The sequence below is a fragment of the Gemmiger sp. An194 genome, assembly GCF_002160145.1.
Classification (GTDB): domain Bacteria; phylum Bacillota; class Clostridia; order Oscillospirales; family Ruminococcaceae; genus Allofournierella.
This window is the reverse complement of the sequence record NZ_NFKA01000009.1, coordinates 1-23,510: the sequence shown is the minus strand read 5'-3', so window position 1 is coordinate 23,510 and position 23,510 is coordinate 1. Positions and strand designations below refer to the sequence as shown.

The 23,510-nt window shown below is 60.6% G+C and carries 21 protein-coding genes; 14 read left to right on the top strand and 7 right to left on the bottom strand.

Annotation, left to right across the window (positions count from 1 at the left end; genetic code table 11):
* The first annotated feature begins 17 nt into the window (after window positions 1-17).
* From aroF to B5F28_RS07345, 4 genes are read left to right on the top strand one after another with little or no spacing between them, the layout of a single operon-like run.
* The gene (aroF, locus tag B5F28_RS07360) at window positions 18-1,049 is read left to right on the top strand and encodes a 3-deoxy-7-phosphoheptulonate synthase (RefSeq protein ID WP_087294821.1); all 1,032 of its coding nucleotides are present in this window, start codon (window positions 18-20) and stop codon (window positions 1,047-1,049) included.
* Window positions 1,050-1,073: 24 nt separating this feature from the next.
* Window positions 1,074-2,348, top strand: coding sequence for a 3-phosphoshikimate 1-carboxyvinyltransferase (gene aroA, locus B5F28_RS07355; protein ID WP_087294819.1), 1,275 nt, complete (start codon window positions 1,074-1,076; stop codon window positions 2,346-2,348).
* Window positions 2,341-3,207 (top strand): prephenate dehydrogenase, encoded by an 867-nt coding sequence (locus tag B5F28_RS07350; protein ID WP_087294817.1) that lies wholly within the window; start codon window positions 2,341-2,343, stop codon window positions 3,205-3,207. The genes aroA and B5F28_RS07350 overlap by 8 nt, the downstream gene beginning before the upstream one ends.
* A gap of 3 nt (window positions 3,208-3,210) precedes the next feature.
* A complete protein-coding gene (locus B5F28_RS07345; protein WP_087294813.1) occupies window positions 3,211-4,203 on the top strand; it encodes a helix-turn-helix transcriptional regulator in 993 nt (330 codons plus the stop codon).
* A gap of 164 nt (window positions 4,204-4,367) precedes the next feature.
* Here the strand turns inward: B5F28_RS07345 and B5F28_RS07340 are convergent, their stop codons facing one another.
* From B5F28_RS07340 to B5F28_RS07330, 3 genes are read right to left on the bottom strand one after another with little or no spacing between them, the layout of a single operon-like run.
* On the bottom strand, window positions 4,368-5,216 hold the full coding sequence (locus B5F28_RS07340) for a creatininase family protein (protein WP_343212748.1): 849 nt from the start codon (window positions 5,214-5,216) through the stop codon (window positions 4,368-4,370).
* A gap of 20 nt (window positions 5,217-5,236) precedes the next feature.
* On the bottom strand, window positions 5,237-6,097 hold the full coding sequence (locus tag B5F28_RS07335) for an amidohydrolase family protein (RefSeq protein ID WP_087294811.1): 861 nt from the start codon (window positions 6,095-6,097) through the stop codon (window positions 5,237-5,239).
* Between the two features lie 26 nt (window positions 6,098-6,123).
* Entirely contained in the window at window positions 6,124-7,512 is a 1,389-nt protein-coding gene (locus tag B5F28_RS07330; RefSeq protein WP_087294809.1) for an MFS transporter, read from the bottom strand.
* A 192-nt stretch (window positions 7,513-7,704) separates the two neighbouring features.
* Here B5F28_RS07330 and B5F28_RS07325 point away from each other — a divergent pair, with 192 nt between their 5' ends.
* From B5F28_RS07325 to B5F28_RS07305, 5 genes are all read left to right on the top strand, one after another.
* On the top strand, window positions 7,705-8,676 hold the full coding sequence (locus B5F28_RS07325; RefSeq protein WP_143424707.1) for an AraC family transcriptional regulator: 972 nt from the start codon (window positions 7,705-7,707) through the stop codon (window positions 8,674-8,676).
* Window positions 8,677-8,969: 293 nt separating this feature from the next.
* Window positions 8,970-10,136, top strand: coding sequence for an efflux RND transporter periplasmic adaptor subunit (locus B5F28_RS07320; RefSeq protein ID WP_087294805.1), 1,167 nt, complete (start codon window positions 8,970-8,972; stop codon window positions 10,134-10,136).
* Window positions 10,133-10,846 (top strand): ABC transporter ATP-binding protein, encoded by a 714-nt coding sequence (locus B5F28_RS07315; protein ID WP_087294803.1) that lies wholly within the window; start codon window positions 10,133-10,135, stop codon window positions 10,844-10,846. The genes B5F28_RS07320 and B5F28_RS07315 overlap by 4 nt, the downstream gene beginning before the upstream one ends.
* Window positions 10,843-12,117, top strand: coding sequence for an ABC transporter permease (locus B5F28_RS07310; protein ID WP_206423058.1), 1,275 nt, complete (start codon window positions 10,843-10,845; stop codon window positions 12,115-12,117). The genes B5F28_RS07315 and B5F28_RS07310 overlap by 4 nt, the downstream gene beginning before the upstream one ends.
* A 107-nt stretch (window positions 12,118-12,224) precedes the next feature.
* The gene (locus B5F28_RS07305; RefSeq protein ID WP_087294801.1) at window positions 12,225-12,968 is read left to right on the top strand and encodes a nitroreductase family protein; all 744 of its coding nucleotides are present in this window, start codon (window positions 12,225-12,227) and stop codon (window positions 12,966-12,968) included.
* Window positions 12,969-13,051: 83 nt separating this feature from the next.
* Here B5F28_RS07305 and B5F28_RS07300 read toward each other — a convergent pair whose 3' ends face one another.
* The 3 genes from B5F28_RS07300 to pth all read right to left on the bottom strand — a co-directional run bounded on the left by B5F28_RS07300 (window position 13,052) and on the right by pth (window position 16,175).
* Window positions 13,052-14,431 (bottom strand): D-alanyl-D-alanine carboxypeptidase family protein, encoded by a 1,380-nt coding sequence (locus B5F28_RS07300; protein ID WP_143424706.1) that lies wholly within the window; start codon window positions 14,429-14,431, stop codon window positions 13,052-13,054.
* A gap of 90 nt (window positions 14,432-14,521) precedes the next feature.
* Complete coding sequence (locus B5F28_RS07295; protein ID WP_087294797.1) at window positions 14,522-15,523, bottom strand: WG repeat-containing protein; 1,002 nt, start codon at window positions 15,521-15,523, stop codon at window positions 14,522-14,524.
* Between the two features lie 61 nt (window positions 15,524-15,584).
* Window positions 15,585-16,175: an aminoacyl-tRNA hydrolase gene (gene pth, locus B5F28_RS07290; protein WP_087294795.1), complete on the bottom strand. Its 591-nt coding sequence runs from the start codon at window positions 16,173-16,175 to the stop codon at window positions 15,585-15,587.
* A 322-nt stretch (window positions 16,176-16,497) separates the two neighbouring features.
* Here pth and ppdK point away from each other — a divergent pair, with 322 nt between their 5' ends.
* The 5 genes from ppdK (at window position 16,498) to B5F28_RS07265 (ending at window position 22,910) form a co-directional block, all read left to right on the top strand.
* Window positions 16,498-19,140, top strand: coding sequence for a pyruvate, phosphate dikinase (gene ppdK, locus B5F28_RS07285; protein ID WP_275532613.1), 2,643 nt, complete (start codon window positions 16,498-16,500; stop codon window positions 19,138-19,140).
* A 300-nt stretch (window positions 19,141-19,440) separates the two neighbouring features.
* Window positions 19,441-20,316 carry a ParB/RepB/Spo0J family partition protein gene (locus B5F28_RS07280; protein ID WP_087294791.1) on the top strand — a complete coding sequence of 292 codons (876 nt, stop codon included), beginning with the start codon at window positions 19,441-19,443 and terminating at the stop codon, window positions 20,314-20,316.
* A 13-nt stretch (window positions 20,317-20,329) separates the two neighbouring features.
* Window positions 20,330-20,683, top strand: coding sequence for a TnpV protein (locus B5F28_RS07275; RefSeq protein WP_087294789.1), 354 nt, complete (start codon window positions 20,330-20,332; stop codon window positions 20,681-20,683).
* A gap of 198 nt (window positions 20,684-20,881) precedes the next feature.
* Window positions 20,882-22,552, top strand: a complete 1,671-nt coding sequence (locus B5F28_RS07270; RefSeq protein ID WP_087294787.1) for a relaxase/mobilization nuclease domain-containing protein — start codon at window positions 20,882-20,884, stop codon at window positions 22,550-22,552.
* Between the two features lie 25 nt (window positions 22,553-22,577).
* A complete protein-coding gene (locus B5F28_RS07265; protein ID WP_087294785.1) occupies window positions 22,578-22,910 on the top strand; it encodes a hypothetical protein in 333 nt (110 codons plus the stop codon).
* 59 nt (window positions 22,911-22,969) lie between these two features.
* On the opposite strand, the gene B5F28_RS07260 is transcribed toward B5F28_RS07265, so the two are convergent.
* Window positions 22,970-23,212, bottom strand: a complete 243-nt coding sequence (locus tag B5F28_RS07260; RefSeq protein ID WP_087294783.1) for a helix-turn-helix domain-containing protein — start codon at window positions 23,210-23,212, stop codon at window positions 22,970-22,972.
* Window positions 23,213-23,510 lie beyond the last annotated feature (298 nt).

Below are 23,510 nucleotides of genomic sequence, written 5' to 3'. Positions count from 1 at the left end.
AGGGAAAGAAACAGCGTATGATTATCTCCACCAAACGCGGCACTCCTCAGGAGGAGCTGCAGAAGATCATTTCCGAATTCGAGAGCCAGGGTCTGGAGGTCACTCTGATCCGCGGTACCGACTACAACGTGTTCGGTCTGGTGGGCGACACCACCAAGATCAACGAGAAGGTCGTTGCCGCCAACCCCTGGGTGGACAGCGTGACCCGTGTGTCCGCTCCCTACAAGAAGGCCAACCGCCTGTTCCACGAGGCCGACACCATTGTGGATGTGAACGGCATCAAGATCGGCGGCAACGAGCCGCTGGTGGTCATCGGCGGCCCCTGCAGTGTGGAGGGCGACGAGTCCACCATGAAGATCGCGCAGGCCGTGAAGGCAGCGGGCGGCTGCATGCTGCGCGGCGGCGCCTACAAGCCCCGCACCTCCCCCTACGCCTTCCAGGGCCTGGGCACCGAGGGCATCCTGGCCATGGTGAAGGCCCGCGAGGCCACCGGCCTGCCCATCGTGAGCGAGCTGATGAGCGAGGACAAGATCGACGAGTTCGAGGAATACGTGGATGTGGTGCAGATCGGCGCCCGCAACATGCAGAACTTCCAGCTGCTGAAGGCAGTGGGCAAGATGAAAAAGCCGGTGCTGCTCAAGCGCGGCCTTGCCAACACCATCGAGGAGTGGATCATGAGCGCCGAGTACATCATGGCCGGCGGCAACGAGAACGTGATCTTCTGCGAGCGCGGCATCCGCACCTTCGAGAAGTACACCCGCAACACGCTGGACCTTTCCGTTGTGCCCATCATCAAGCAGAAGACCCATCTGCCCATCATCATCGACCCCAGCCACGCCACCGGCGACTGGCGTCTGGTGGAGAGCATGAGCCGGGCCGCCGTGGCCGCCGGTGCCGACGGCCTGATCATCGAGGTACACACCGATCCCGAGCACGCCTGGAGCGATGGCGCCCAGACCCTCAAGCCGGACAAGTTCCGCGAGACCATCGACCAGTGCCGCCAGATCGCCCAGGTGCTGGGCCGGGGCGTGCGTCAGCCCCTTGACTGAGCAGACCCAAAAGGAGGAACTCCCATGATCGCCCATATCCAAGCCCCGGCCGCCATCGGCGGCCGGATCACCGCGCCGCCCTCCAAGAGCATGGCCCACCGGGCGGTGCTCTGCGCTGCGCTGGCCCGGGGATGCTCCCGGGTGGAGAACCTGGAATTCAGCCAGGACGTGGACGCCACCCTCACCGCCGCCGCCCGGCTGGGCGCGCAGGTGGAGCGGGGCAAAGGCTGGGCGCAGATCACCGGCAGCGGCAGCGTGGCCTGCCCGGACGGCCCGGTGGACTGCTGCGAGAGCGGCAGCACCCTGCGCTTTCTGATCCCGGTGTTCAGCCTGTGCGGCCGGCGGGTGGAATTTTCCGGCCGGGGACGGCTGCTGCAGCGGCCCATGGGCGTATACGAGAAGCTGTTCCGGGCCCAGGGCCTGGAATTTGACCAGAGCGAAGGGGGCCTTGCCATCCGCGGGCCTCTCGCCTCCGGCGACTACACCATTCCGGGGGATGTGTCCAGCCAGTTCATCAGCGGACTGCTGTTTGCCCTGCCCCTGCTGCAGGGGGACAGCGCCCTCACCATCACCCCGCCCTTCGAGAGCCGCAGCTATGTGGAGCTGACGCTGGCTGCCCTGCGGGATTTCGGCGTGCAGGTGGACTGGGCGGATGAGAGCCGGATGAAGCTGCTGATCCCCGGCGGCCAGTGCGGCTGCGGCCGGGACTACCGAGTGGAGGGCGACTACAGCCAGGCGGCCTTCTTCGCTGTACTGGGCGCAGTGCTGGGCGGCATCACCATTGAGGACTTGCGCCCGGACTCTTTGCAGGGTGACGGGGCCATTCTGCCCATTCTGGAGCGCTGCGGCGCCCGCTTTGTACGGGATGGCAGCAGCGTGACCTTTGAAAAGGCTCCCCTCTCCGGCACGATTATCGACCTGGCCGACTGCCCGGACCTGGGCCCCATCCTGATGACGCTGGCCCTCTTCTGCGAAGGAGAAACCAAAATCATCAACGCCGGGCGGCTGCGCATCAAGGAAAGCGACCGCATCGCCGCCATGGAAGAGGAGCTGCGCAAATTCGGCGCGGACATTGAAAGCACTCAGGACACTGTGACCATCCGCCCGGCGGCGCTGTACGCCCCGGCGGAGCTGGACAGCCACAATGACCACCGGGTGGTGATGAGTCTTGCCATGGCGGGCCTCTGCGCCGGGGTGCCGGTGACCATCCGGGACGCGGGCGCGGTGGCCAAGAGCTGGCCGGACTTTTTCCGGGTATTAGAGCGTACAGGCGCGCAGATCGAGGTGCGGGATGAATAAGGACGACCGTTTTCTCATTGTGGGCCTGGGCCTGCTGGGCGGCAGCTATGCCCGGGGCCTGACCCGTGCGGGGTTCGGGGAGGTTTACGCCATCGACACGAACCCCGAAGCCATCCGGTTTGCCCAGGATAAGGGCTACATCCGGGATGGCGCAACCGAAAATTTTGAAGAGCTGGTGCGTGCGGCGGACCGGGTGATCTTTGCCCTCTACCCCACCGCGCTGGAAGGCTGGGTGGCCCGGTACGGGGCGCTGCTGCGCCCGGGCTGCCTCTGCACCGATGTGTCCGGCGTGAAGGCGGGCCTGGTGGAGACCGTGCAGGCGGCTCTGCCCGAAGGGGTGGAGTTTATCGCCAGTCACCCCATGGCGGGCAAGGAGGTCAGCGGCGTGGAGAATGCCCATCTGGTGGACTTCTCCCCCGCCAATTTCCTCATTACACCCACCGAGCGCAACACCCCCGAGGGGGTGGAGTTTGCCCGGCAGCTGGGCCAGGCGCTGGGCTTTGCCCACATCCGGGTGCTCAGCTGCGCCGAGCATGACCGGATGATCGGCTATGTGAGTCAGCTTACCCACGCCATCGCGGTGAGCCTGATGTGTGCGCCGGGGGCCGAGCGGTTTGCTGAGTACACCGGCGATTCCTTCCGGGACCTGACCCGCATCGCCCGCATCAACGAGACCATGTGGGCCGAACTGTTTTTGTGGAACCGGGAAAACCTGATCGACGAGATCGACGGCTTCAGCGCCCGGCTGCAGGCCCTGAAGGGCTATCTGCAGCAGGGGGACCGGGCCGCGCTGGAGGAGATGTTCCGCCAGTCCACCCGGGCCAGGGCCGCCTTTGACAAGAAGGAAAAGGAGGAGTGAGGCATGCCTCGCAGCGAAGGTCAGAAGGGCAAGCTGGTATGGCTGCTGCGCATTCTTGCCCGCCACACCGATGAAGAACATCTGATCAACGTGCCCCGCATTCTGGAGCTGCTGTCCGCTGAGGGGGTAGCAGCCGAGCGCAAAAGCGTCTATGACGACATTGCCACCCTGCGGGCCCTGGGCTACGACATCGTGCAGCACCGGGGCCGGGGCGGCGGCTATTATCTGGCCAGCCGGCCCTTCCAGCTGCCTGAACTCAAGCTGCTGGCCGACTCGGTGCAGGCCTCCCGCTTCATCACCCGCAAAAAGAGCGACCAGCTGATCCGCGCACTGAGCCAGTTTGCCAGCCAGTGGGAGGCAAGCGAGCTGCAGCGACAGGTGTTCGCCTCCAGCCGGGTGAAGAGCATGAACGAGAGCATCTATTACAACGTGGATGCGCTGCACCGGGCCATCGCCTCGGACCGGCAGGTCCGTTTTGTGTACCAGGAGTGGAACCTGGACAAAAAGAAGGTGGCCCGCCGGGGCGGCGGGGCTTATCAGGTAAGCCCCTGGGCCCTGCTCTGGGAGGAGGAGAACTACTACCTGGTGGCCTTCGAAGAGGGCAAGGGCATGCGCCACTACCGGGTGGACAAGATGACCTCCATCACCACGCTGGACCAGCCCCGCCTGGGCCGGGAGGAGTTTGACCCCCAGAAGATGCGCGACTACGCAAAGCCCATGTTCGGCATGTTCGGCGGCCCGGTGAGCCGGGTGGAGCTGCGGTGCGACAACAGCGTCATCGGCCCCATGCTGGACCGGTTCGGCACCGGCGTGACCATCCTGCCCCAGCCGGACGGCTGGTTCACCCTGTATGCGGACGTGGTGGTCAGCCCGCCCTTCTTCGGCTGGCTGTGCGGCTTCGGCGGCCGGGTGGAGCTGCTCTCCCCCGCGGCGGCCCGCGAGCAGCTGCGCCAGACGCTGGAGACCATTTCTGCTGCCTATCAGACCGGAAAATAAGGATAAAGATACTGCAAACGGGCCCGGGTTTCCGGGCCCTGTTTTTGTGTAAAGAATACCGCGGCCCCGGCTGTTTGGGGCTTCTTCGCAGAGAAACAAACGCCCCCGGCTCACAGACTGCTCTGTGCCGGGGGCGTTTTGGAAATATGGGAAGAGAGAAATGCTCAGGAGTCGCTGCTGACCGCGCCTGCGTGAGGCACCCAGGGGAATTTTTTTGCTACCTCGATGTTGTAGGCTTCCAGATTCCGCATCTGATCCACCACATGGGGCATGTCCATGCGGGACACCAGCGCCTGGATGAGCTCGCGGCCCTCGTCGGCCAACGCGGCGCGCACGGCTTCGTCCGGGATGGCAGGGGTGCTCATGTGATCCTTGTGGTCCCCGAAGCAGTAGCCGATGGCGGCACTCTGGTAAGCCAGGGCGAAAATGTCGTTGAAGGGCGCGCAGCTCTGGGGGTCGTTGTGATGATACTCGGTGGTCAGGGGCACATCGCTCAGCCGGCCCATCATGTCATAGGCACCCACCGTGATGGCGTGGAAGCTGTCCATGGATTTGAACAGATCCCGGGCGCTCTGCATCATCTGCATGGTCAGGTCCATGTACAGGATGGGCACACCGGTCTCGTCGAAGAAATCCCGCACCATGGGGCTGCAGGTCATGTGCGCCGGGCCGTGGAAGCTGATGTAGATCTGCCGCTTGAAGCCCTGACGCAGCAGGCTGCGGGCAATGGCGCCCAGGTAGTCGATGCCCTGACGGATGCTGACCTGTACGGTGCCGCGCCCGGAGGCGGTGGCGCCGGCGTAGAAGTAGGGCAGGCCGGTGAGCACCAGGCCGTCGCAGGCCTCGGCCATTTTCAGAGCAAAGGCCTCACTGATGACGGTCTCGCTGTCCAGAGGCAGACCGCCGTGCAATTCAACGGTTCCGACAGGGACGATGATGATGTCGTTTCGGGTAAGATATTCCTCCACCTCGCTGTTGAGCATGCGGGGCAGAATACGGGTACGCAGGTTCATGGGGGTCTCCTTTCCTGTGGTTACAAGCCGTAGATACGGCGAGCGTTTTCACGGCAGATGTTTTCATAGGCGGTACGGCTCAGGCGCCCTTCGGCGTACCGGTCATCCAGCCAGGCCCCCAGCGGGAATACCATCTCGGTGTTGGCCATATCGGTGGCAAAGAACAACCGGTCCGAGTATTTTTCCAGAAACGCCAGCCCGAAATCGGGATCGCGCATGATGGCACATCCGGCACTGTTGGCGCTCAAATCGCCGTACAGGTTGGGGTAGGCTTCGAACAGCGCGGGCACCCGGCCGCCGGGAGTCACCGGTCCCTTGCCCCAGGCGTTGCGCCCCTCGGGATCGGTGGGGGCGTCGCCGCTGATCTCGGCCCAGAAGGGCTGGCTGTGACCCACAAAAAGGGTCTGAGGGAATTCGCGCAGCGTCTGTTCCAGAAGAGGCAGGCCGGGGTCATCCACCACGCCGTAGCCAAACCCCACCTGGGGGCTCATGTGGAAGGTGACCGGCAGGCCCAGCTCTCCGGCCACGGCGAAAATTTCACGCAGGAAGGGATCGTCAAGAGGGCGGTTGATCATCAGCTCACCGATGCCCACAGCTCCCTGCTCCTTGTACCGGGCCAGCCGCTGGCGGATGGTTTCCGGCTCTGCGGGGTCCAGGTTGCACATCCAGGCATAGCGGCCGGGATTTTCGGCGCAGATACGGCGATTGCTTTCGTTGCTGCCCAGGGGACTGGCCTGCTCCCCGGCAGACATCAGCACGGCTTTTTCGATGCCCAGCTCCTCCAGGTGAGGAACCATCTCGGCACCGGTGCTCACGAACATCGTGTCGGTGCGGGGTACAGGCTCAGGTACACAATGCAGATGAAGATCGATTTTTTTCATAACATTCCCTCCTGCGTGGGCTGAATTCAGTTTGCGGAATTCCGGGCGCGGCGCTCGGCCAGTTCGGTGTACATCTGGTTGGTGGTCTTTTTATCCAGGTTGAAGATCAGGCCGATGCCGATAAGCTCCAGAATGCAGGTGACTACGGGTACGGCGTTGACCAGGTAGTAGATGTTGTTCACGGTGGCGGCACTCTGCACCACATTGGTGCCGGAAATATATCCGATGGCAGCCAGAGCCGAGGCGGCGCCGGTGGAAGCGATGGTGCTGCCGATCTTGCGGCTGAAGGTGTACAGGCTGTACATGCTGCCGTCGCTGCGGATGTTCAGCTTCCACTCGCTGTAGTCCAGGCAGTCGGTGACCAGCGCCCAGATCAGCATGGTGAAGGCAGTCTGGCCGATCATGGCCAGCACATAAACAACGGTGTAAGCCCACACGTTTTCAATCTGCACGAACAGCTTGAAAGCGCTGAGAACCAGGCAGTAGGCGCTCATAACCAGAATAACGTTGCGCTTGCCGAAGCGGTTGACCAGACGGGGCACCAGGGGGAAGCAGATGGCAATGATGACGATATTGGCCAGGCTGGAAGCAGTCATGACGCTGGTGTTCTGGTAGAATTCCTTGTAGATGTAGCTGTTCAGCTGGCTGCTGCCGGTGATGAACAGCATGCTGCCGATGGTGGCCACCATAACGCCGATCAGCGGGCGGTTATGCAGGGCAGCCTTCAGCACTTCGCCGTAGTTGAATTTGGCGGCGGGGCCTTTGGGCGCTTCGTGCACGCGCTCCTGGGTGAAATGCAGCAGACCCATGTAGCACAGGATGCTGCCCACGCCAAAGATGACGGCCAGCAGGGTGAAGCGCTCGGGGATGATGTTGGAGTTGGCGTCAAAGCAGATCACCGGCACGAAGGACAGTGCGCCGATGCCCACCACGGTGCCGCCGATGCTGCGGGCGCGGGACAGGCGGCTGCGGTGGATGGGGTCGGTGGAAACCACGCTGGCCATGGCGCCGAAGGGCATGCTGGTGCCGGTGTAGGACATACCGTACAGCACGTACACAAAGGCTACCCAGGCATGCAGCGCGATGCCCTCAAAGGGAACATTGGCAAAGCACAGCACGCCGGACAGTGCCAGAGGGAGCATAAAGATCTTGATCCAGGGCTTGAACTTGTCGGCCGTTTTGCCGATGTGCCAGCGGTCGGGGAAAGAACCCATGATGGGGTCGTTGATGGCATCCCACAGGCGGGCCGCAAGGAACAGCCCGGCCATCCAGGCGGGGCTGATGCCCAGCACATAGGTGCAGAAGGTCAGGAAATAGGCATCTACGAACAGGTTGACAAAGCTGCCGGCCATATCGCCAAAAACGTACCCCAGTTCATCGCGGAAGCCAAAGGGGCGTACCGGTTTGGTTTTCATTTGCAATTCTCCTTACACAATCAATTCCGAAGTCTCGGAAAACCGGTGGTACCAATTCCGCTTTTCCCTTCTACAGATAGCATACACCGGCGAAAGCGCAAAGAAAATTGCTATTGCGTCAAAAAACATTGCAAATCTGACAAATGCATGATATGATGTTGATAAAATTCACAAAGAATGTAGGCGGTTTTTGTGGAACTTTTCGTTTTGAAGAATGCCCTGGCTCAAATGGCGCTTGAGCCCTTCAGGAAGAACCCACCCAGCCTGGACGAAGTGCAGGAGTATCTGCGGCAGAACGGGGCCAAGGTGGAAAACCTTTATCAAGAGCTTGAAATGGCATCCCGCTTTGTGGATACCCACCGGGACATCAGCTACACCAAGGATGTGGTGCGGCTGCACAGCCACACCTTTTATGAGCTGCTCTACTGCTGCAGCGGCAACCTGCAATACCTTCTTGGGGTGGATCGGTATCAGCTGCGCCGGGGCGATGTGGTTATAATCCCCCCGGGCATCAGCCACCGGCCGCTGTTTCTGGAGCAGCTGGCCGAGCCTTATGAGCGGTACGTGCTATGGTTCAGCCAGGAATTTCTGGATCAGGTGCAGGTGTTTTGTTCCGATCTGGATTTTCGGGGCGGGTACCGCCTGCTGCGCACCGCCGGGACCCCGTGGGAAAGCCTGGGCAACCTGTTTGCCCAGGGATGCCGGGAAGCCGAGCGCGGCGCCCCGGGCTGGCAGGGGCATGTGTGCGGCAACACGATGCAGCTTCTGGTGGAGCTGCATCGGGCCTGCGGCAAGGGGGAGATGCCCGCTCCCATGGTGGAACAGCATGAGCTGCTGGATGATCTGGTCCAGTATGTGGAGGTCCATCTGGCGGAAAAGATTACTCTGGAGGATACCGCCCGCCGATTCCTGGTCAGCCAGAGCACCATCAGCCAGACATTCCGGCAGAAAATGGGCATCAGCTTTTACCGGTTTGTTACCCAGCGGCGGCTGATCGCCGCCAAGACGGAGATTCTGGCAGGCCGCCAGCTGGAGACGCTGTATGAGACGGTGGGCTTTTCGGACTATTCCACCTTTTACCGGGCGTTCCGGCGGGAGTACGGAATCTCCCCTTCGCAATACCGCAAATTGCAGCAGACACAGACGATTCCGCCGGAAGCATAAGGCGGACAATGGGGCAAATGCCGTCCGCGACAAAAGGCGCTGCCCAAGCTGACGAAAATCCCTCCGGCTTTGCCGGAGGGATTTTTTATGCAAAAATTTCCCTTTGACTGAAGAACTTCCCGGTCATAACTCGTCTTTACGTTTATAAAGAAAACACCGGGAAAAATTTTGAACGGTTTGCCGGTTGGCGACGAACAAAAGAAAAGAGAGGGCTTTTCGCTGCCCGGAGTTTCACAAAACGGCAGCCCTTTCAGGGCTATTATACACCGGAATGAAAGAGGAGTCGATGAGGGATGAGCAGAATCATATCATTTTTTGGCAGGCATAAAAAGGCGTTGATCGCGCTGGTTGTGCTGGCTGCTGTGGGCGCCTTTGGCTGGGTACGGATGAACCAGGCGGCCGAGGCCGCGCAAAAGGCTGCGGCCCAGCAGGTGCAGACCTTCACGCTGGAGAAGGGCGATCTGAGCCGGACCCTGAGCGTGAGCGGCAGCATTCAGTCCGCCCAGGTGACCGAGGTGGCCGCGGCCCAGACCTACCCGGTGGCTGAGGTGCTGGTGAGCGAGGGTGACGTGGTGGCCGAGGGCGATGTGCTCGCCACGCTGGACACCACCGATCTGGACGCCCAGATCAAGGTCCAGCAGGAGGCAGTGGCCGCGGAAAAGCAGCAGAACGAGCTGAGCATCTCCCAGGCCCAGCGCCGCCTGGAGGATGCCCGCAACCAGAAGGCCATTGACGAGGGCGTCACCGCCGACTGGGAGCAGACCGAAAAGGACGCCAAACTCCGGCAGGACAGCCTGGCCATTGAGGATGCTCAGGACGTACTGGTGAATGCAGTGGCAGCGGCGGATGCCCCCAGCGCGGCGGCCCAGCAGCTGAAGACCCTGCAGAGCGCCAAAAAACAGTGCACCATCACCGCCCCCTGCTCCGGCACCGTCACCCAGGTGAAGGCCGTGGTGGGCGGCGCGGCGGGTGCCATTGCCACCATCGAGAACCAGAGTGCTCTGGAGGCGCTGCTCAGTGTACGAGAGTACGACATCAACCAGCTGGCGGTGGGCCAGAGCGTGACCCTCACCTCCGGCGCGAAGGATGTGTTCCACGGCGCCATCACCTGGATCGCCCCCAAGGCCACCGTAAATGAGAACGGCGAGGCCAGCTATGGAGTGAAGGTTTCGGTGGACGATGCCACCGAGGCGCTGCGGCTGGGCATGACCGCCAAGGCCAAGGTGCTGCTGGAGGAAAAGAAGGGTGTGTTCAGTGTGCCGCTGGACGCAGTGGGCACCGATGAAAACGGCGAGGCGGTGGTTTACCAGAAGAATACCGACGCAGAGGGCAATGTGACCTTCACCCCCATCCCGGTGACCACCGGTATGGAGACCGACCTGTTCGTTGAGGTGAGCGGTGAGGGCCTGACCGAGGGCATGGAGCTGCGCAGCCTGGCCGACCCGGAGGCGATGGCATGAGCGGAGAAAAGAAGCCCATCATCCAGCTGAGGGATATTGTAAAGACCTTTTACATCGGCCAGCCCAACGAGCTGGAGATCTTGCACGGCATCGACCTGGATGTGTACGAGGGCGAGTTCGTGGCCATCGTGGGCGAGTCCGGCAGCGGCAAGTCCACCTTGATGAACATCGTGGGCGCGCTGGATAAGCCCACCCAGGGCAGCTACTGGCTGGACGGCATCGACATGACCGCCGCGAAGGACGGCGAGCTTTCCGCCCTGCGCTGCCGGAAGATCGGCTTTGTGTTCCAGACCTTCAACCTGATCGGTCGTACCAGCGCCTTGAAAAACGTGGAGCTGCCCATGCTGTACAACGGCATCGGCGCGGCAAAGCGCGCAGCCCGGGCAAAAGAACTGTTGGAGCTGGTGGGCATGGAAAAGCGGATGAATCACCAGCCCAACGAGCTTTCCGGCGGCCAGAAGCAGCGGGTGGCCATTGCCCGGGCAATGGCAAACGACCCGGCGGTGCTGCTGGCAGACGAGCCCACCGGTGCGCTGGACTCCGCCACCGGCCGGGTGGTGATGGATCTGTTCCACAAGCTGCACAAGGAGCAGGGCAAGACCATCCTGCTCATCACCCATTCCCGGGAGCTGGCCGCCGAGTGCGAGCGGATCATCACCATCCGGGACGGACGCATTACCGGTGAGGTGAAGGAGGGCATGGCGCAATGATCTGGGAAAATATCAAGCTGGCTTTGGGCGGGCTGCGCAGCAACAAGATGCGGGCGCTGCTTACCATGCTGGGCATTATCATCGGCATCGGGTCGGTGATCGCCATCGTCACCGTGGGCAATTCCCTCACCAGCTCAGTGAGCGAGAGCCTGGTGGCCATGGGCGGCAACAACCTGCAGCTGAGTGTGGACCCCCGGCCGGACGAAAACGGCGACTACCCGAACAGCTACAGCTATCAGGAAAGCGACCTGCTCAGCGATGAGATGCTGCAGGCCTATGAGGAGCGCTTTGCCCAGCAGATCAAGGCGGTGGTACTCACCGAGAGCGGCGGCTCCGGCAAGATCCAGCAGGGCGCAAAAACCGCAAAGGTGAACATCACCGGCGTGAACCAGGGCTATCTCGACGCGGGCAAGTGCGAGCTGGTGGCAGGCCGTGCTCTGAACGAAAAGGATCAGGAGGGCGTGCGCCAGGTGGCGCTGGTGAGCGACGTGCTGGTGGATAACCTGTTCGGCGGCGACGATCAGGCGGCCCTGGGCCAGACCATCGAGGTGACGGAATCCGGCGGTGCGGTGCATGAGCTTGCCATCGTGGGCGTGTATGCCTACCAGACCATGAGCCCGCTGCTGGGCGGCAGTGCCACCGTGAACAAAAACACCACCACCGACCTGTATCTGCCCCTCACCACTCTGCACGAGATGAACGGCATCGCCGGCGGCAGCTATTTCTGGTGTGAGGTGGTGCCCGCCGCCGGAGTGGATGCGGATGCCTTCCAGCAGCGCAGTGAGCGGTTCTTCGAGGAAGGCTACTACAAAAACAACGAGCAGTTTCTGGTCACCGCTTATAACCTGCAGAACGAGATGAGCTCCATCACCAGCGTGCTGGATACCATCTCGTTGGCCATCGGGGTGATCGCGGGCATCAGCCTGCTGGTGGGCGGCATCGGTGTGATGAACATCATGCTGGTGAGCATCACCGAGCGCACCCGGGAGATCGGCGTGCGCAAGGCGCTGGGCGCCACCAACGGGGCCATCCGTACCCAGTTCATCGTGGAGTCGGTGGTCATCTGTCTGGTGGGCGGCGCACTGGGTATTCTGGTGGGCTTCGGTCTGGGCAGCCTGGGGGCCTCCCTCATCGGCGCGCCCGCCCGGGTGGACCTGGGCACCGTGCTGGTGGCGGTGGGCTTCTCCATGGCCATCGGCGTGTTCTTCGGCTATTACCCGGCCAACAAGGCCGCCAAGCTGGACCCCATCGAGGCTCTGCGCTACGAGTAAAAAGAAAAAACACCCGGATGCCATCCGGGTGTTTTTTTGTGTGGGAACGTGCTATAATCAGAAAAAAGCAGGGCCGCACCGGCCCGCTGCAAAAAGGAGGCATCCCCATGAATCCCACTCAACAAGCCATTCAGGACCGCAAGAGCGTGCGCGTCTTTCTGGATCAGCCCGTTACCTCTGCCATGAAGGAGCAGCTGCTGGAGGCAGCGTTCCAGGCGCCCACCGCAGGCTGCCAGCAGCTGTATACCATTCTGGATATCACCGACCCGGAGCGCAAGGCCCGGCTGGCCGACCTGTGCGACCATCAGCCCTTCATCGCCACCGCCCCGGTGGTGCTGGTTTTCCTGGCAGATTGCGCCCGTTGGCCCCAGGTCTATCAGGAGGCGGGATGCCAGCCTCGTCCCGCCGGCGCAGGCGATCTGCTGCTGGCGGTGGCGGATGCCTGTATCGCCGCCCAGAACGTGGTGGTGGCCGCCCAGAGCCTGGGGCTGGGCAGCTGCTACATCGGTGATATTCTGGAGAACTGCGAGCAGGCACGCCAGGAGCTGGCCCTGCCTGCCCAGGTGGTTCCGGCGGCCATGCTGGTGATCGGCTGGCCCACCCGTCAACAGCAGCAGCGCAAAAAGCCCGCCCGCTTTGCCCGCAATTACATCGTGGCGGAAAATCAGTACCCCGCCTTCACCGGCGCGCAGCACCGGCAGGCGCTGGAGGACCGGGCCGCCCGGGGCGGCAACGGGACCTTTGATTTCGATCAATGGGTCAGGGCCTTTGAGCAGCGCAAATACGGCAGCGATTTCTCCCGGGAGATGAGCCGCAGCGCCGCAGAATACCTGAAGGATTTTTTGAAGTAAAACGGCAAAATGCCCGGATTCGATCATTCATCGAATCCGGGCGTTTTTGTCTGCGTTTCATTTTATTAAGAGGAAACGTTTATTTATTGGTTTTGCGGTGGCTTGTTCCGAGGCGGTGCCACACGGATGGCTTTGCGCCTGCGGCGTACTGCCGCCCGGCGGGAGAGCACGCGAACCAGCAGCACCAGCGCGATCAGAAGAACGCACACCAGCGCGGCCAGCAGCGGCAGCCAGGGGCGAAGCAGGTCCCCGGTATAGAGCCAGAAGCTGCGCTGGTAATCCTGCAGGGCAACCAGCTCGGTGGAACCGACGATTTCGCCGTTCACCTGCACAGTCAGTTGGCCCAACACCTGCCCGGCCTGTACTGGAGCATCCAGGGAATCGACAACGGTCTCGATCTGAATCTCTGGCGCGTTGGAACCGGTTCCGGCCAGCACCACCAGCGGGTCCCTGGCGTACAGGCCCACGGTGTCGCTTTCCGCGCACCAGCGCAGCGGAAGCTGAACTTCCGGGGTCTCGGTATTTACGGCGGCGGTGGGGGCCAGAGTCTCCAGCGCCCAGTCGTACAGGTTGGCCGTGGTGTGGAAGGCGTAGTTCACACCGTCCTCGGCCAGGCCGTCCTGCGCGCCCATCACCACCAGCAGCCAGCTTGCCCCGCCCTGCTGCGCGCCGGACACAAAGCACCGGCCCGCCTCATCGGTAAAGCCGGTCTTCATGCCCCGGATGTAGTCCCGGTACAGGGGAGAATCCGGGTTTTGCATCACCACAGTGCTGCGGATCTGATAGCTTTTGCCCTCCGGCGCACCGGCGTCCGCCTTGGTGTGGAGTTCGGTCAGGGGCATCCAGTAGTCGGTGGAGCACATGACCTCCATCAGCGTTTCATTCTCCATGCAGGCCCGGGCGATCCGGAACATATCCTGCGCGGTGCTGTAGTTGCCCTGAGCGATGCCGTCCAGCCCGTGGGGGCAGCTGAAATGAGTGCCGGTGCAGCCCAGCTCGGCAGCCCGCTGGTTCATCTGTTCCAGGAATGCGGCTTCGTTTCCATTTCCCAGATACCAGGCAATGGCGCTGGCCGCGTCGTTGCCGCTGGGCAGAAGACAGCCATAGAGCAGGTCCTCCAGTGTCACGGTTTCCCCGCAGAGCAGGCCCGCCGTAGTGCCGTAGTTGGCCCGGATCTCATTGAACTCCGGCTGCAGGTCCTGGGGAATGGTGAAGGCTGTGTCCAGGGACGGACCGCTCTCCACCAGAAGCAGCGCGGTCATCAGCTTGGTCAGGCTGGCGGGAGCCCGCTGCTCCTCTTCGTTTTTCGCATAGACCAGAGTCTCGGTGTCCAGCTGATACAAATACACCGCCTGAGCCTTGTCCGCCGCGCCCTGGGGCGGCTCCCACTGCGCGGCGGCGGGCGTTGCCAGTCCGATGGCCAGCGCCAGCAGCATCACCGCGCACAAAAGTCTGGTTTTCAACCATCTTCCTCCCTTACTGTGGAATTCTTACCAGCGATTATTATACCGGCTTGAGGCCTGCGCACGCAAATGTTTTTGCGAAAGATCGGTTCAGGAAGCGGAAACCGGCCGCAGCAGCCCCCAAAGGTTGCCCTGTTTGGCCCAGACCAGGCCGTCCGGCGCCGGAGCCAGCGCCTGATAAGACCCAAAGCCGATGAGCGTTTTGCCCTCACTGCTCAGCAGGGCGTATTCCCCGCCCTTGCGCACCACCACGCCTGCTTCCAGGCAGGGCGCGGGCCAGATCCGCTGCCAGACCGCGCTGTCGTTGCCCTGCACATCCCGGTCGGTGGACTGACTCCAGACGCCGTCGTATTTGCAGGGAATCACCAGCTCGCCCTGCCCGTTCAGATACCCCCATTTGCCCTTTTTCTCCACCGCGATCAGTCCGCCGCTGCCGGGGCGGGCCTGTTCGTAAACAAAGTCGGTGAGCAGTTTTCCGTCCGCCGTGGCGGCGGCATAAAGGCTTTTTGGCTTGGCCTTCATCACCTGCGCGCCCTCCAGCTCGTTATATTCCCAGACGCCTTTTCGGACCGGGAGCAGCTCGCCGCTTTCCTCAGGCTCCAGAACGGGGCTCTGTGCCCCGCTTTCATTCCAACTGTGGCGGCGCACCTGTGCGGACTCCGCATCCCATACATATTCCACGCCCAGGCCACCGTGACCCGGCTCGGTCTGAAGCTCGGGATCATAAGCCGCCAGCTGCCGGTCCAGCGCCGGGTCCGAAAGCAGTGCGCCATCCGGACCGGTGGCCAGCAGATGCCCGTCCGGGCACAGGGTGGGACGCTGGGAAAATCTGGGTTCCACCACCCACTCGCCGGTGCGTCCGTCCACAAGGCCCCACAGCTCGCCCTGCTGAGCGGCACAGAGGTCAAGCAGCGCCTCGTCCTTTGGCAGGCTGCCCTCCAGAATTCCTCCCCCGCTCACCGCCAGGGGCTCGATCTTGTCCGCCTGCAGCCGGGGCTCCACCGCCCATTCATAGCTGCCCTGCCCGGCGCCGCATCCGGCCAGCAAGGCCAGCAGCAGCCCGGCCGCGGCCATTCTGGAAATTGCTTTCATGCCGCTTCCTCCTTTGTGTTCCATAAAAACAAAACGGGCCCGGAAATCCGGGCCCGCTGGCTCAATTGAATCGATTCTGCGCCTCGCTCAGCTTGCCCGCCAGAATCAGCCGCACCGCGGCTTCCACATCGTTTAACCGGCTCTCAAAGGCCTTGCGGTCCTCGCCGCCCAGTTTGCCCAGCACCCAGTTGGCCAGGTCATAATCCGGGCTGGGCTTTTCGCCCACGCCCAGCCGCACCCGGGCAAAGCCGTCGGTGCCCAGGCAGCCGATGATGTCCTTCAGGCCGTTGTGGCCGCCCGCCGAGCCGCTGGGCCGGATGCGGATCTTGCCCGGCTTCTGGGTCACATCGTCGCACAGGATGATCACATGCTCCGGCGGAATCTTGAAAAACTCCGCCGCCGCCTGTACGCTGTGGCCGGAAAGGTTCATAAAGGTCTGGGGCTTGAGCAGCAGCACCTTGCCCTCGCCCAACGCCGCCTGCCCGTAGAGGCCCTCAAACTTGGCCTTGGTCACGCTCACGCCCCACTCTTTGGCCAGGTGATCGATGGCATCAAAGCCCACATTGTGGCGGGTACCTTCGTATTTTTTGCCCGGATTGCCAAGGCCCGCCACCAGCCAGTCGGCCCCGGCGGTCTGCTTTTTGAAAAACATAGTTCGACCTCGCAGGTCCGGCCTTAAACAGAACGCGTTACAAATAAACGGGCGAGGCCGGAAAATCTAAAAATTACACCAATTATAAGCATACCAATTTTTTTAAAATTTTCAAGTGCAGGAATCAATCTTACTATGCCCGCAAACCCGCTTTTCACCGTTTTGTGTCGGATTTTACGGTGATTTGACACAAAAAGTTTCCAAATTCTGAAAAAAGTTCTGGTATTTTTTTCTCGAATCTGTTATAATGTGTTCATCACAAACGGAATATCGGCATCGCCCGAGGCTCTGCCCCGCCCGGTGCTACCATTGGAGGTTGAAGATTTTGAACAAGAAAAAATACCTTTATCTGTTCAGCGAGGGTAACCGCGACATGCGTGACATCCTCGGCGGCAAAGGCGCCAACCTGGCCGAAATGACCAACGCTGGTATGCCTGTTCCCCAGGGCTTCACCATTTCCACCGAAGCCTGCACCCAGTACTACAAAGACGGCCGTCAGATCAACCATGAGATCATGGCCGATATCTATGAATACATCGGCAAGATGGAAGACATCACCGGCAAGAAGTTCGGCAACGTTGCCAACCCCCTGCTGGTTTCCGTCCGTTCCGGCGCCCGCGCTTCCATGCCCGGTATGATGGATACCATCCTGAACCTGGGCCTGAACGACGAAGTGGTTGAGGGCCTGGCCGCCAAGACCGGCAACCCCCGTTTCGCTTACGACAGCTACCGCCGTTTCGTTCAGATGTTCAGCGACGTGGTTATGGAGCTGCCCAAGTCCGAGTTCGAGGAGATCATCGACCAGCTGAAGGCCGAGAAGGGCGTCAAGCTGGACACCGAGCTGGACGAGAACGATATGAAGGCTCTGGTCTTCAAGTTCAAGAGCCTGTACAAGAGCCACATGGGTACCGACTTCCCCACCGATCCCCGCGTTCAGCTGATCGAGGCAGTCAAGGCCGTGTTCCGCAGCTGGGATAACCCCCGCGCCAATGTCTACCGCCGCATGAACGAGATCCCCTACGAGTGGGGCACCGCCGTTAACGTGCAGGCCATGGTATTCGGCAACACCGGCCCCAACAGCGGCACCGGCGTGGCCTTCACCCGTAACCCCGCCACCGGCGAGAAAGCTCTGTTCGGTGAGTACCTGATCAATGCTCAGGGCGAGGACGTTGTGGCCGGTATCCGTACGCCTTCTCCCATCGCGCACCTGCAGGAGCAGATGCCTGAGGTTTACGCCCAGTTCGTGGACATCGCTACCCGTCTGGAGAATCACTACAAGGATATGCAGGACATGGAGTTCACCATCGAGGATGGCAAGCTCTACATGCTGCAGACCCGTAACGGCAAGCGCACCGCCGCTGCCGCTCTGAAGATCGCCGTTGATCTGGTGGACGAGGGCATGATCGACGAGAACGAGGCCGTTCTGCGCGTTGATCCCAAGCAGCTGGACAGCCTGCTGCATCCCCAGTTCGACCCCGAGGCTCTGAAGAATGCCGAAGTGATCGGCAAGGGCCTGGCTGCCTCTCCCGGCGCTGCCTGCGGCCAGGTGGTATTCACCGCTGAGGACGCCAAGAACGCCGTTGAGAGCGGCGAGATGAAGAAGGTCATCCTGGTTCGCCTGGAGACCAGCCCCGAGGACATCGAGGGCATGGCCGTTGCACAGGGCATCCTGACCGTGCGCGGCGGCATGACCAGCCACGCTGCCGTTGTGGCCCGCGGCATGGGCACCTGCTGTGTATCCGGCTGCGGCGAGATCGTGGTGGAATACGACAAGCAGCAGTTCACTCTGGGCGGCGTGACCTACAAGCGCGGCGACTGGATCAGCTTGAACGGCTCCACCGGTAACATCTACGGAAAGGCTCTGCCCACCGTTGACGCTTCCATCAGCGGCGACTTCGGCCGCTTCATGAGCTGGGCCGACGCTGCCCGTCAGCTGAAGGTCTTCACCAACGCCGATAACCCCCGCGATGCCAAGCAGGCCGTGGAGTTCGGCGCCGAAGGCATCGGCCTGTGCCGCACCGAGCATATGTTCTTCGAGGCCGACCGCATCAAGGCTGTTCGCGAGATGATCGTGGCCGAGAACGTGGTGGACCGCAAGAAGGCTCTGGCCAAGATCATGCCCTATCAGCAGGGTGACTTCGAGGCCATGTACAAGGTTCTGGGCGAGCGTCCCATGACCATCCGTTATCTGGACCCGCCTCTGCACGAGTTCCTGCCCACCAAGGAAGAGGATATCGTGGAGCTGGCCGCAGATCTGGGCATCACCGTTGAGCACCTGCACAACGTGATCGACAGCCTGCATGAGTTCAACCCCATGATGGGCCATCGTGGCTGCCGTCTGGCCGTTTCCTACCCGGAAATCGCCGAGATGCAGACCACCGCTGTGATCAACGCAGCCATCAACGTAAGCCGTGAGACCGGTCTGAAGATCGTTCCTCACATCATGATCCCCCTGGTAGGCGAGGTCAAGGAGCTGAAGTTCGTTAAGGACGTGGTGGTTGCTACCGCCGATAAGCTGATCAAGGCTGGCGGTGTGGACATGAAGTACGAAGTGGGCACCATGATCGAGATTCCTCGTGCCGCTCTGACCGCGGACGAGATCGCCAAGGAAGCCGAGTTCTTCAGCTTCGGCACCAACGACCTGACCCAGATGACCTTCGGTTTCAGCCGTGACGACGCCGGCAAGTTCCTGAACTACTACTACGACAACAAGATCTATGAGAACGATCCGTTCGCTCACCTGGATCAGAACGGCGTAGGCAAGCTGGTTGAGATGGCTGTAACCCTGGGCCGCAAGACCCGTCCCGAGCTGGGTCTGGGCATCTGCGGCGAGCACGGCGGCGACCCCACCAGTGTGGAGTTCTGCCATGGCGTTGGCCTGGACTACGTGTCCTGCTCTCCCTTCCGTGTACCCATCGCCCGTCTGGCCGCCGCTCAGGCAGCCATCAAGAACCCCCGGAAGTAATCCGATCGGGCTCATGCAGCTGACGCTGCACTTTGAGGACGCCCATGCGTTCCAGAAAGCGCGAAATTGCGTGGTAAAGCCCAGTCGATGGCATGACATCGACCTGGAAGTATACCTGTAATACGCCAATCCCCCTGCCGCTGACAAACAGCGCAGGGGGATTTTTTCTGCCCATTTTTCACAAGGCTTAGGGGCCACGGCCCGTATTTTCAAAAATGTACCCACTTTGCAGTGTACATTTTCGGGCCCATTTCCCCCTTTGCAACCTATCATTTTTGCAGAGAAAGGAGCGTGTTACAGATGAACGAAACCACACAAAATACCCCCGATTCTCAGGTGGTTACCATGCTGGATGCTGGGGTGCTGGTGCCTTTTCAGAACCAGCCGTTCCGGGTGGCTACCGACGACGAAATGGACCAGCTGAAGGAAAGCATTCAGGAATACGGGGTGCTCTCTCCCCTGCTGGCCCGCCCGCTGCCGAACGGAAGTTATGAGATCGTGAGCGGCCATCGCCGCAAAGCTGCCTGCGAGGCGCTGGGCATTACCCGACTGCCGGTGCTGGTGCGCCCGATGACCGACGATGAAGCGGTCATCCTTCTGGTGGACAGCAACATCCAGCGGGAACATATCCTGCCCAGCGAAAAAGCCTTTGCGTACAAAATGAAGATGGAGGCGATCAAGCATCAGGGAAAGGCAACTTCCCGACAACTTGTCGGGAAGTTGGAAGCCTCAGACATTGTTGGTCAAACAAGCAACGAAAGCGGTCGAACCGTCCAGCGGTATATCCGCCTGACCTGTCTCATTCCCTCTATTCTTCAGATGGTGGACGAAGGTCGAATTGCCTTCAATCCGGCGGTGGAGATCTCCTATCTCACCGAAGAAGATCAGCGTTTGTTGAAGGACGAAATGGATGCCTGCCAGGCTACGCCTTCCCTCACCCAGTCCCGTATCCTCAAGCAGATGAGTCAGGCCGGAACTCTGACGCGGGAATACCTGCACCATCTGCTCACCGAGGAAAAGCCCAATCAGCGGCAGAAGTTCTTTCTGAATCAGGAGGACGTGAAGAAGTTCTTCCCGCCCAACTACACACCGGAACAGATGCACAATACCATCCTGCTTATGCTGCGCAACTGGCAGCACAAACGAGGCTACAACAAAAATCAACCCGAGCGATAACGGAGGTCTTACCATGCAATACACAAACGTCAACGGATATTTGCTGCCCAACCTACTTTCCACCGATACCGTCCGCCCCATTGGCCGCTACGGCGAGATGCGCCGTCAGTTTCTGGAAAACCACCGCCCCGACCTGCTGGACCGGTTGCTGCTGGAGGACCGGCTCAACCGCCACCTGTCCCAGGTGGACGAAGAGGCCCGGCAGGCAGTGCAGGAATGTGTGGCCCGGATGGCCCACCAGCAGCAGGTGGACGAAGCTCTCAAGCGCGCAAATCCCATGGAGTGGGTGCGCCGGATGAACCTGATCCGGGACGCTGCGGAGCAGGCGATTCTGCCGGAGTTTCTCTATCCGGAAGCTCTGGAATGACCGGACAGAAAAACGCCTGTCCACAGGGGGAACGAGCACTGGCTTTGTATAGCTTTTTGGAAGCCATACGCCGCCGCAGAGCCTTGCTCTGCACAGGGGGAAATCCCCCTGTAACCCCCGATCAACCCAATAACGCAACAACACAAAAGGATCGGGCCAGACCGCCCGGTCCTTTTTCATTAGCAAAGGAGAAAACACATGCTGAACCGAACCATCCAGCTGAATGTCCGCGTGACCCAGGAAGAAAAACAGCGGTTTGAGCAGGCCGCCAAAGCCTGCGGATTGTCCCTGTCCCGCTATGTGCGGATGCGGTTGAGCGGACGAGTACCCCAGCACACTCCGCCGCTGGAATACCAGCAGATTCTCACCCGGCTCACCGAGCTTTACCAGCGGGAGAATACCCCGCAGGTGCAGGCAGAACTGCTGAATACTCTGCTGGCCATCCAGTCCACTACCCTGCCCAGAAAGGAGAGCTGGCCCGTGGCCGTGACCAAAATCTGGCCGGTGAGGGGCCGTCTGGATTCCCTCATCCGATACGCCGAAAACGAAGAGAAAACCCGAATGCCGGACCTGACGGGCTTGGCTCCGGCAAAGGACGATCTGGCCGAGGTGCTCCAGTACGCAGCCAACCATTCCAAAACAACACAGGATCGCCAGCTGTTTGTGAGCGGAGTGAACTGCCTGCCCGAGATTGCCCGCCAGCAGATGGAGCTGACCAAACGGCAGTTTGGGGACACAGCAGGCATCGTCGCATTCCATGCCTACCAGAGCTTTCCGCCCGGAGAAGTAACCCCGGAAGAATGCCATGCCATCGGGGTGGAGCTGGCCCGCAGGCTCTGGGGCGACCGGTTTCAGGTGTTGGTTGCCACTCACCTGAATACCGATTGCTGCCACAATCATTTCGTGCTGAACTCCGTCTCCTTTGTGGACGGCAAACGGTACAACGATTGCCGGAAAACCTATCGGGCGCTGCAAAAGGCGTCGGATACGCTCTGCCGGGAGCACGGGCTTTCGGTGGTGGAAGACCCCTCCCGTCACCGCACACCCCGGAATCTCTTTCAGGCGGAAAAGGCGGGTGAACCCACCCGTTACAACGTGATGCGGCAGGACATTGACCGGGCAGTCCTTGAATGCAACCATTTCCGGGAGCTGCCCACCCGCCTGAGTAAAATGGGCTATGAGGTGAATTTCAGCCCGAACCGCAAATACGCCACCATCAAAATGCCCGGCGACGCACATGCCGTTCGCTTCAAAACTCTGGGCGAACGGTACACGGAAGAGGCCCTCTTTGACCGCGTCTGCGAAAATACTGTGTATTCTTCTCTCTTTACGCGGCAGGAACGGTACCGCAGGTGCTATCCCCCGGTTCATCCCCACGACCGGTGGAAGCAGGAGGAGTTCAAAAAGGCCCTGCTCAAAACGCTGGGCATCTACCGCACCTATCTGTACTATTGCTACCTGCTGGGCAGACTGCCCGAGAAGATTCCCAACCATCGCCCGCCCCATCCGGCCATGCGGGAGGACCTGCGCCACTGGGAGCAGATCGAAGCCCAGCTGCTTCTGCTGGAGCGATATTCGCTGCAAACCCGGGAGGAAGTGGAGCAATTCATCGCACAGAAAACCGAGGAGCTGCAAACGCTGGAGGCCCGGCGCACCCATTGTCGAAACCGGCTGCGCCGCTGCCGCGATCAGGCAGAATGTGCCGCCCTGCATACCGAGAAAGACCGGCTCACCGAAAAAATCTGTGCAGTACGCAAAGAGCTGCGCACCGCACAAAAAATCCCGCCCCGGGCAGACCGGATGCGGGAGAGAATTGAATTGTTGAACACCCAGGAGCGGCAACATGCCGCTTACCGGGAAGAACGATAACCCCAAAAAGAAAGGACAAAAGCCTATGAACTACTACGGAATTATGACCAACTACGAAGAACGCATGGAAGCCAATCTGGAGCAGTACAGCCGCCCCGAGAAAGCCGGGACCTTCATTCTGCGCCTGGATTACCGCACCTGGGGCAAGCGGATGTGCCTGTTCTGTTACTTCACTGATGAGGACACCGGCGAGAAGATTCGCCTTGCCTGCTGGCGCAACGCCAAAGAGCACTACGCACCCCGGAAGTGCACTGCTATCGATTTTGCCCGGGTTCCCACCAATAGCCTCTGGCGCTGCACACTGGAACAGGACGCCAGAGGGAATATTAACTGGGTTATGGCGGAAGCATTGGATTGAGTTTAATGTAATATAGATACAGCCCCCACTTGTGCTGAGGCACAGGTGGGGGCTGTTTGTCATTTTAATTCTTGTTCCAGACCGTCAAACTCTGGTGTGGAGAAAAATTCTCCCAGAGTAATATCCAGACCATCGCAAATCATCTTTATGGTAATCAGTTTTGGATTCTGGCTCTTTCCATACAGAATATTTTTAATACTGGACGGAGGCAGTGCCGAGATGGTCGCTAATTTATTGATACTGATACCACGCTCTCCGCATAGCTCCAGTATGCGGTTGCGGACGGCAGTAACTGTATCCATACGCCTTGCCCCTTCCGAATTGTTGTCATATATAGGATAAACAACCCGGTTGCTAAATATAGGCTATGCGTGCTACTATTAGGCTATACATAGCCTATATTTGAGGTGGAACGTATGGAAAAGAAAATCTGCGTTTTTTTCGGTCATCGCGATTGTCCCGAAACCGTTAAATCCCAGATCCGACAGGCCGTGGTCGATCTTATTGAAAATCATAAGGTTACTGTTGGCGCCGGGAGATCACGACCATATTTTGTCGGGAGTATTTAACCAATTTTTGTCGGCGAACCCCAGAGCCAGT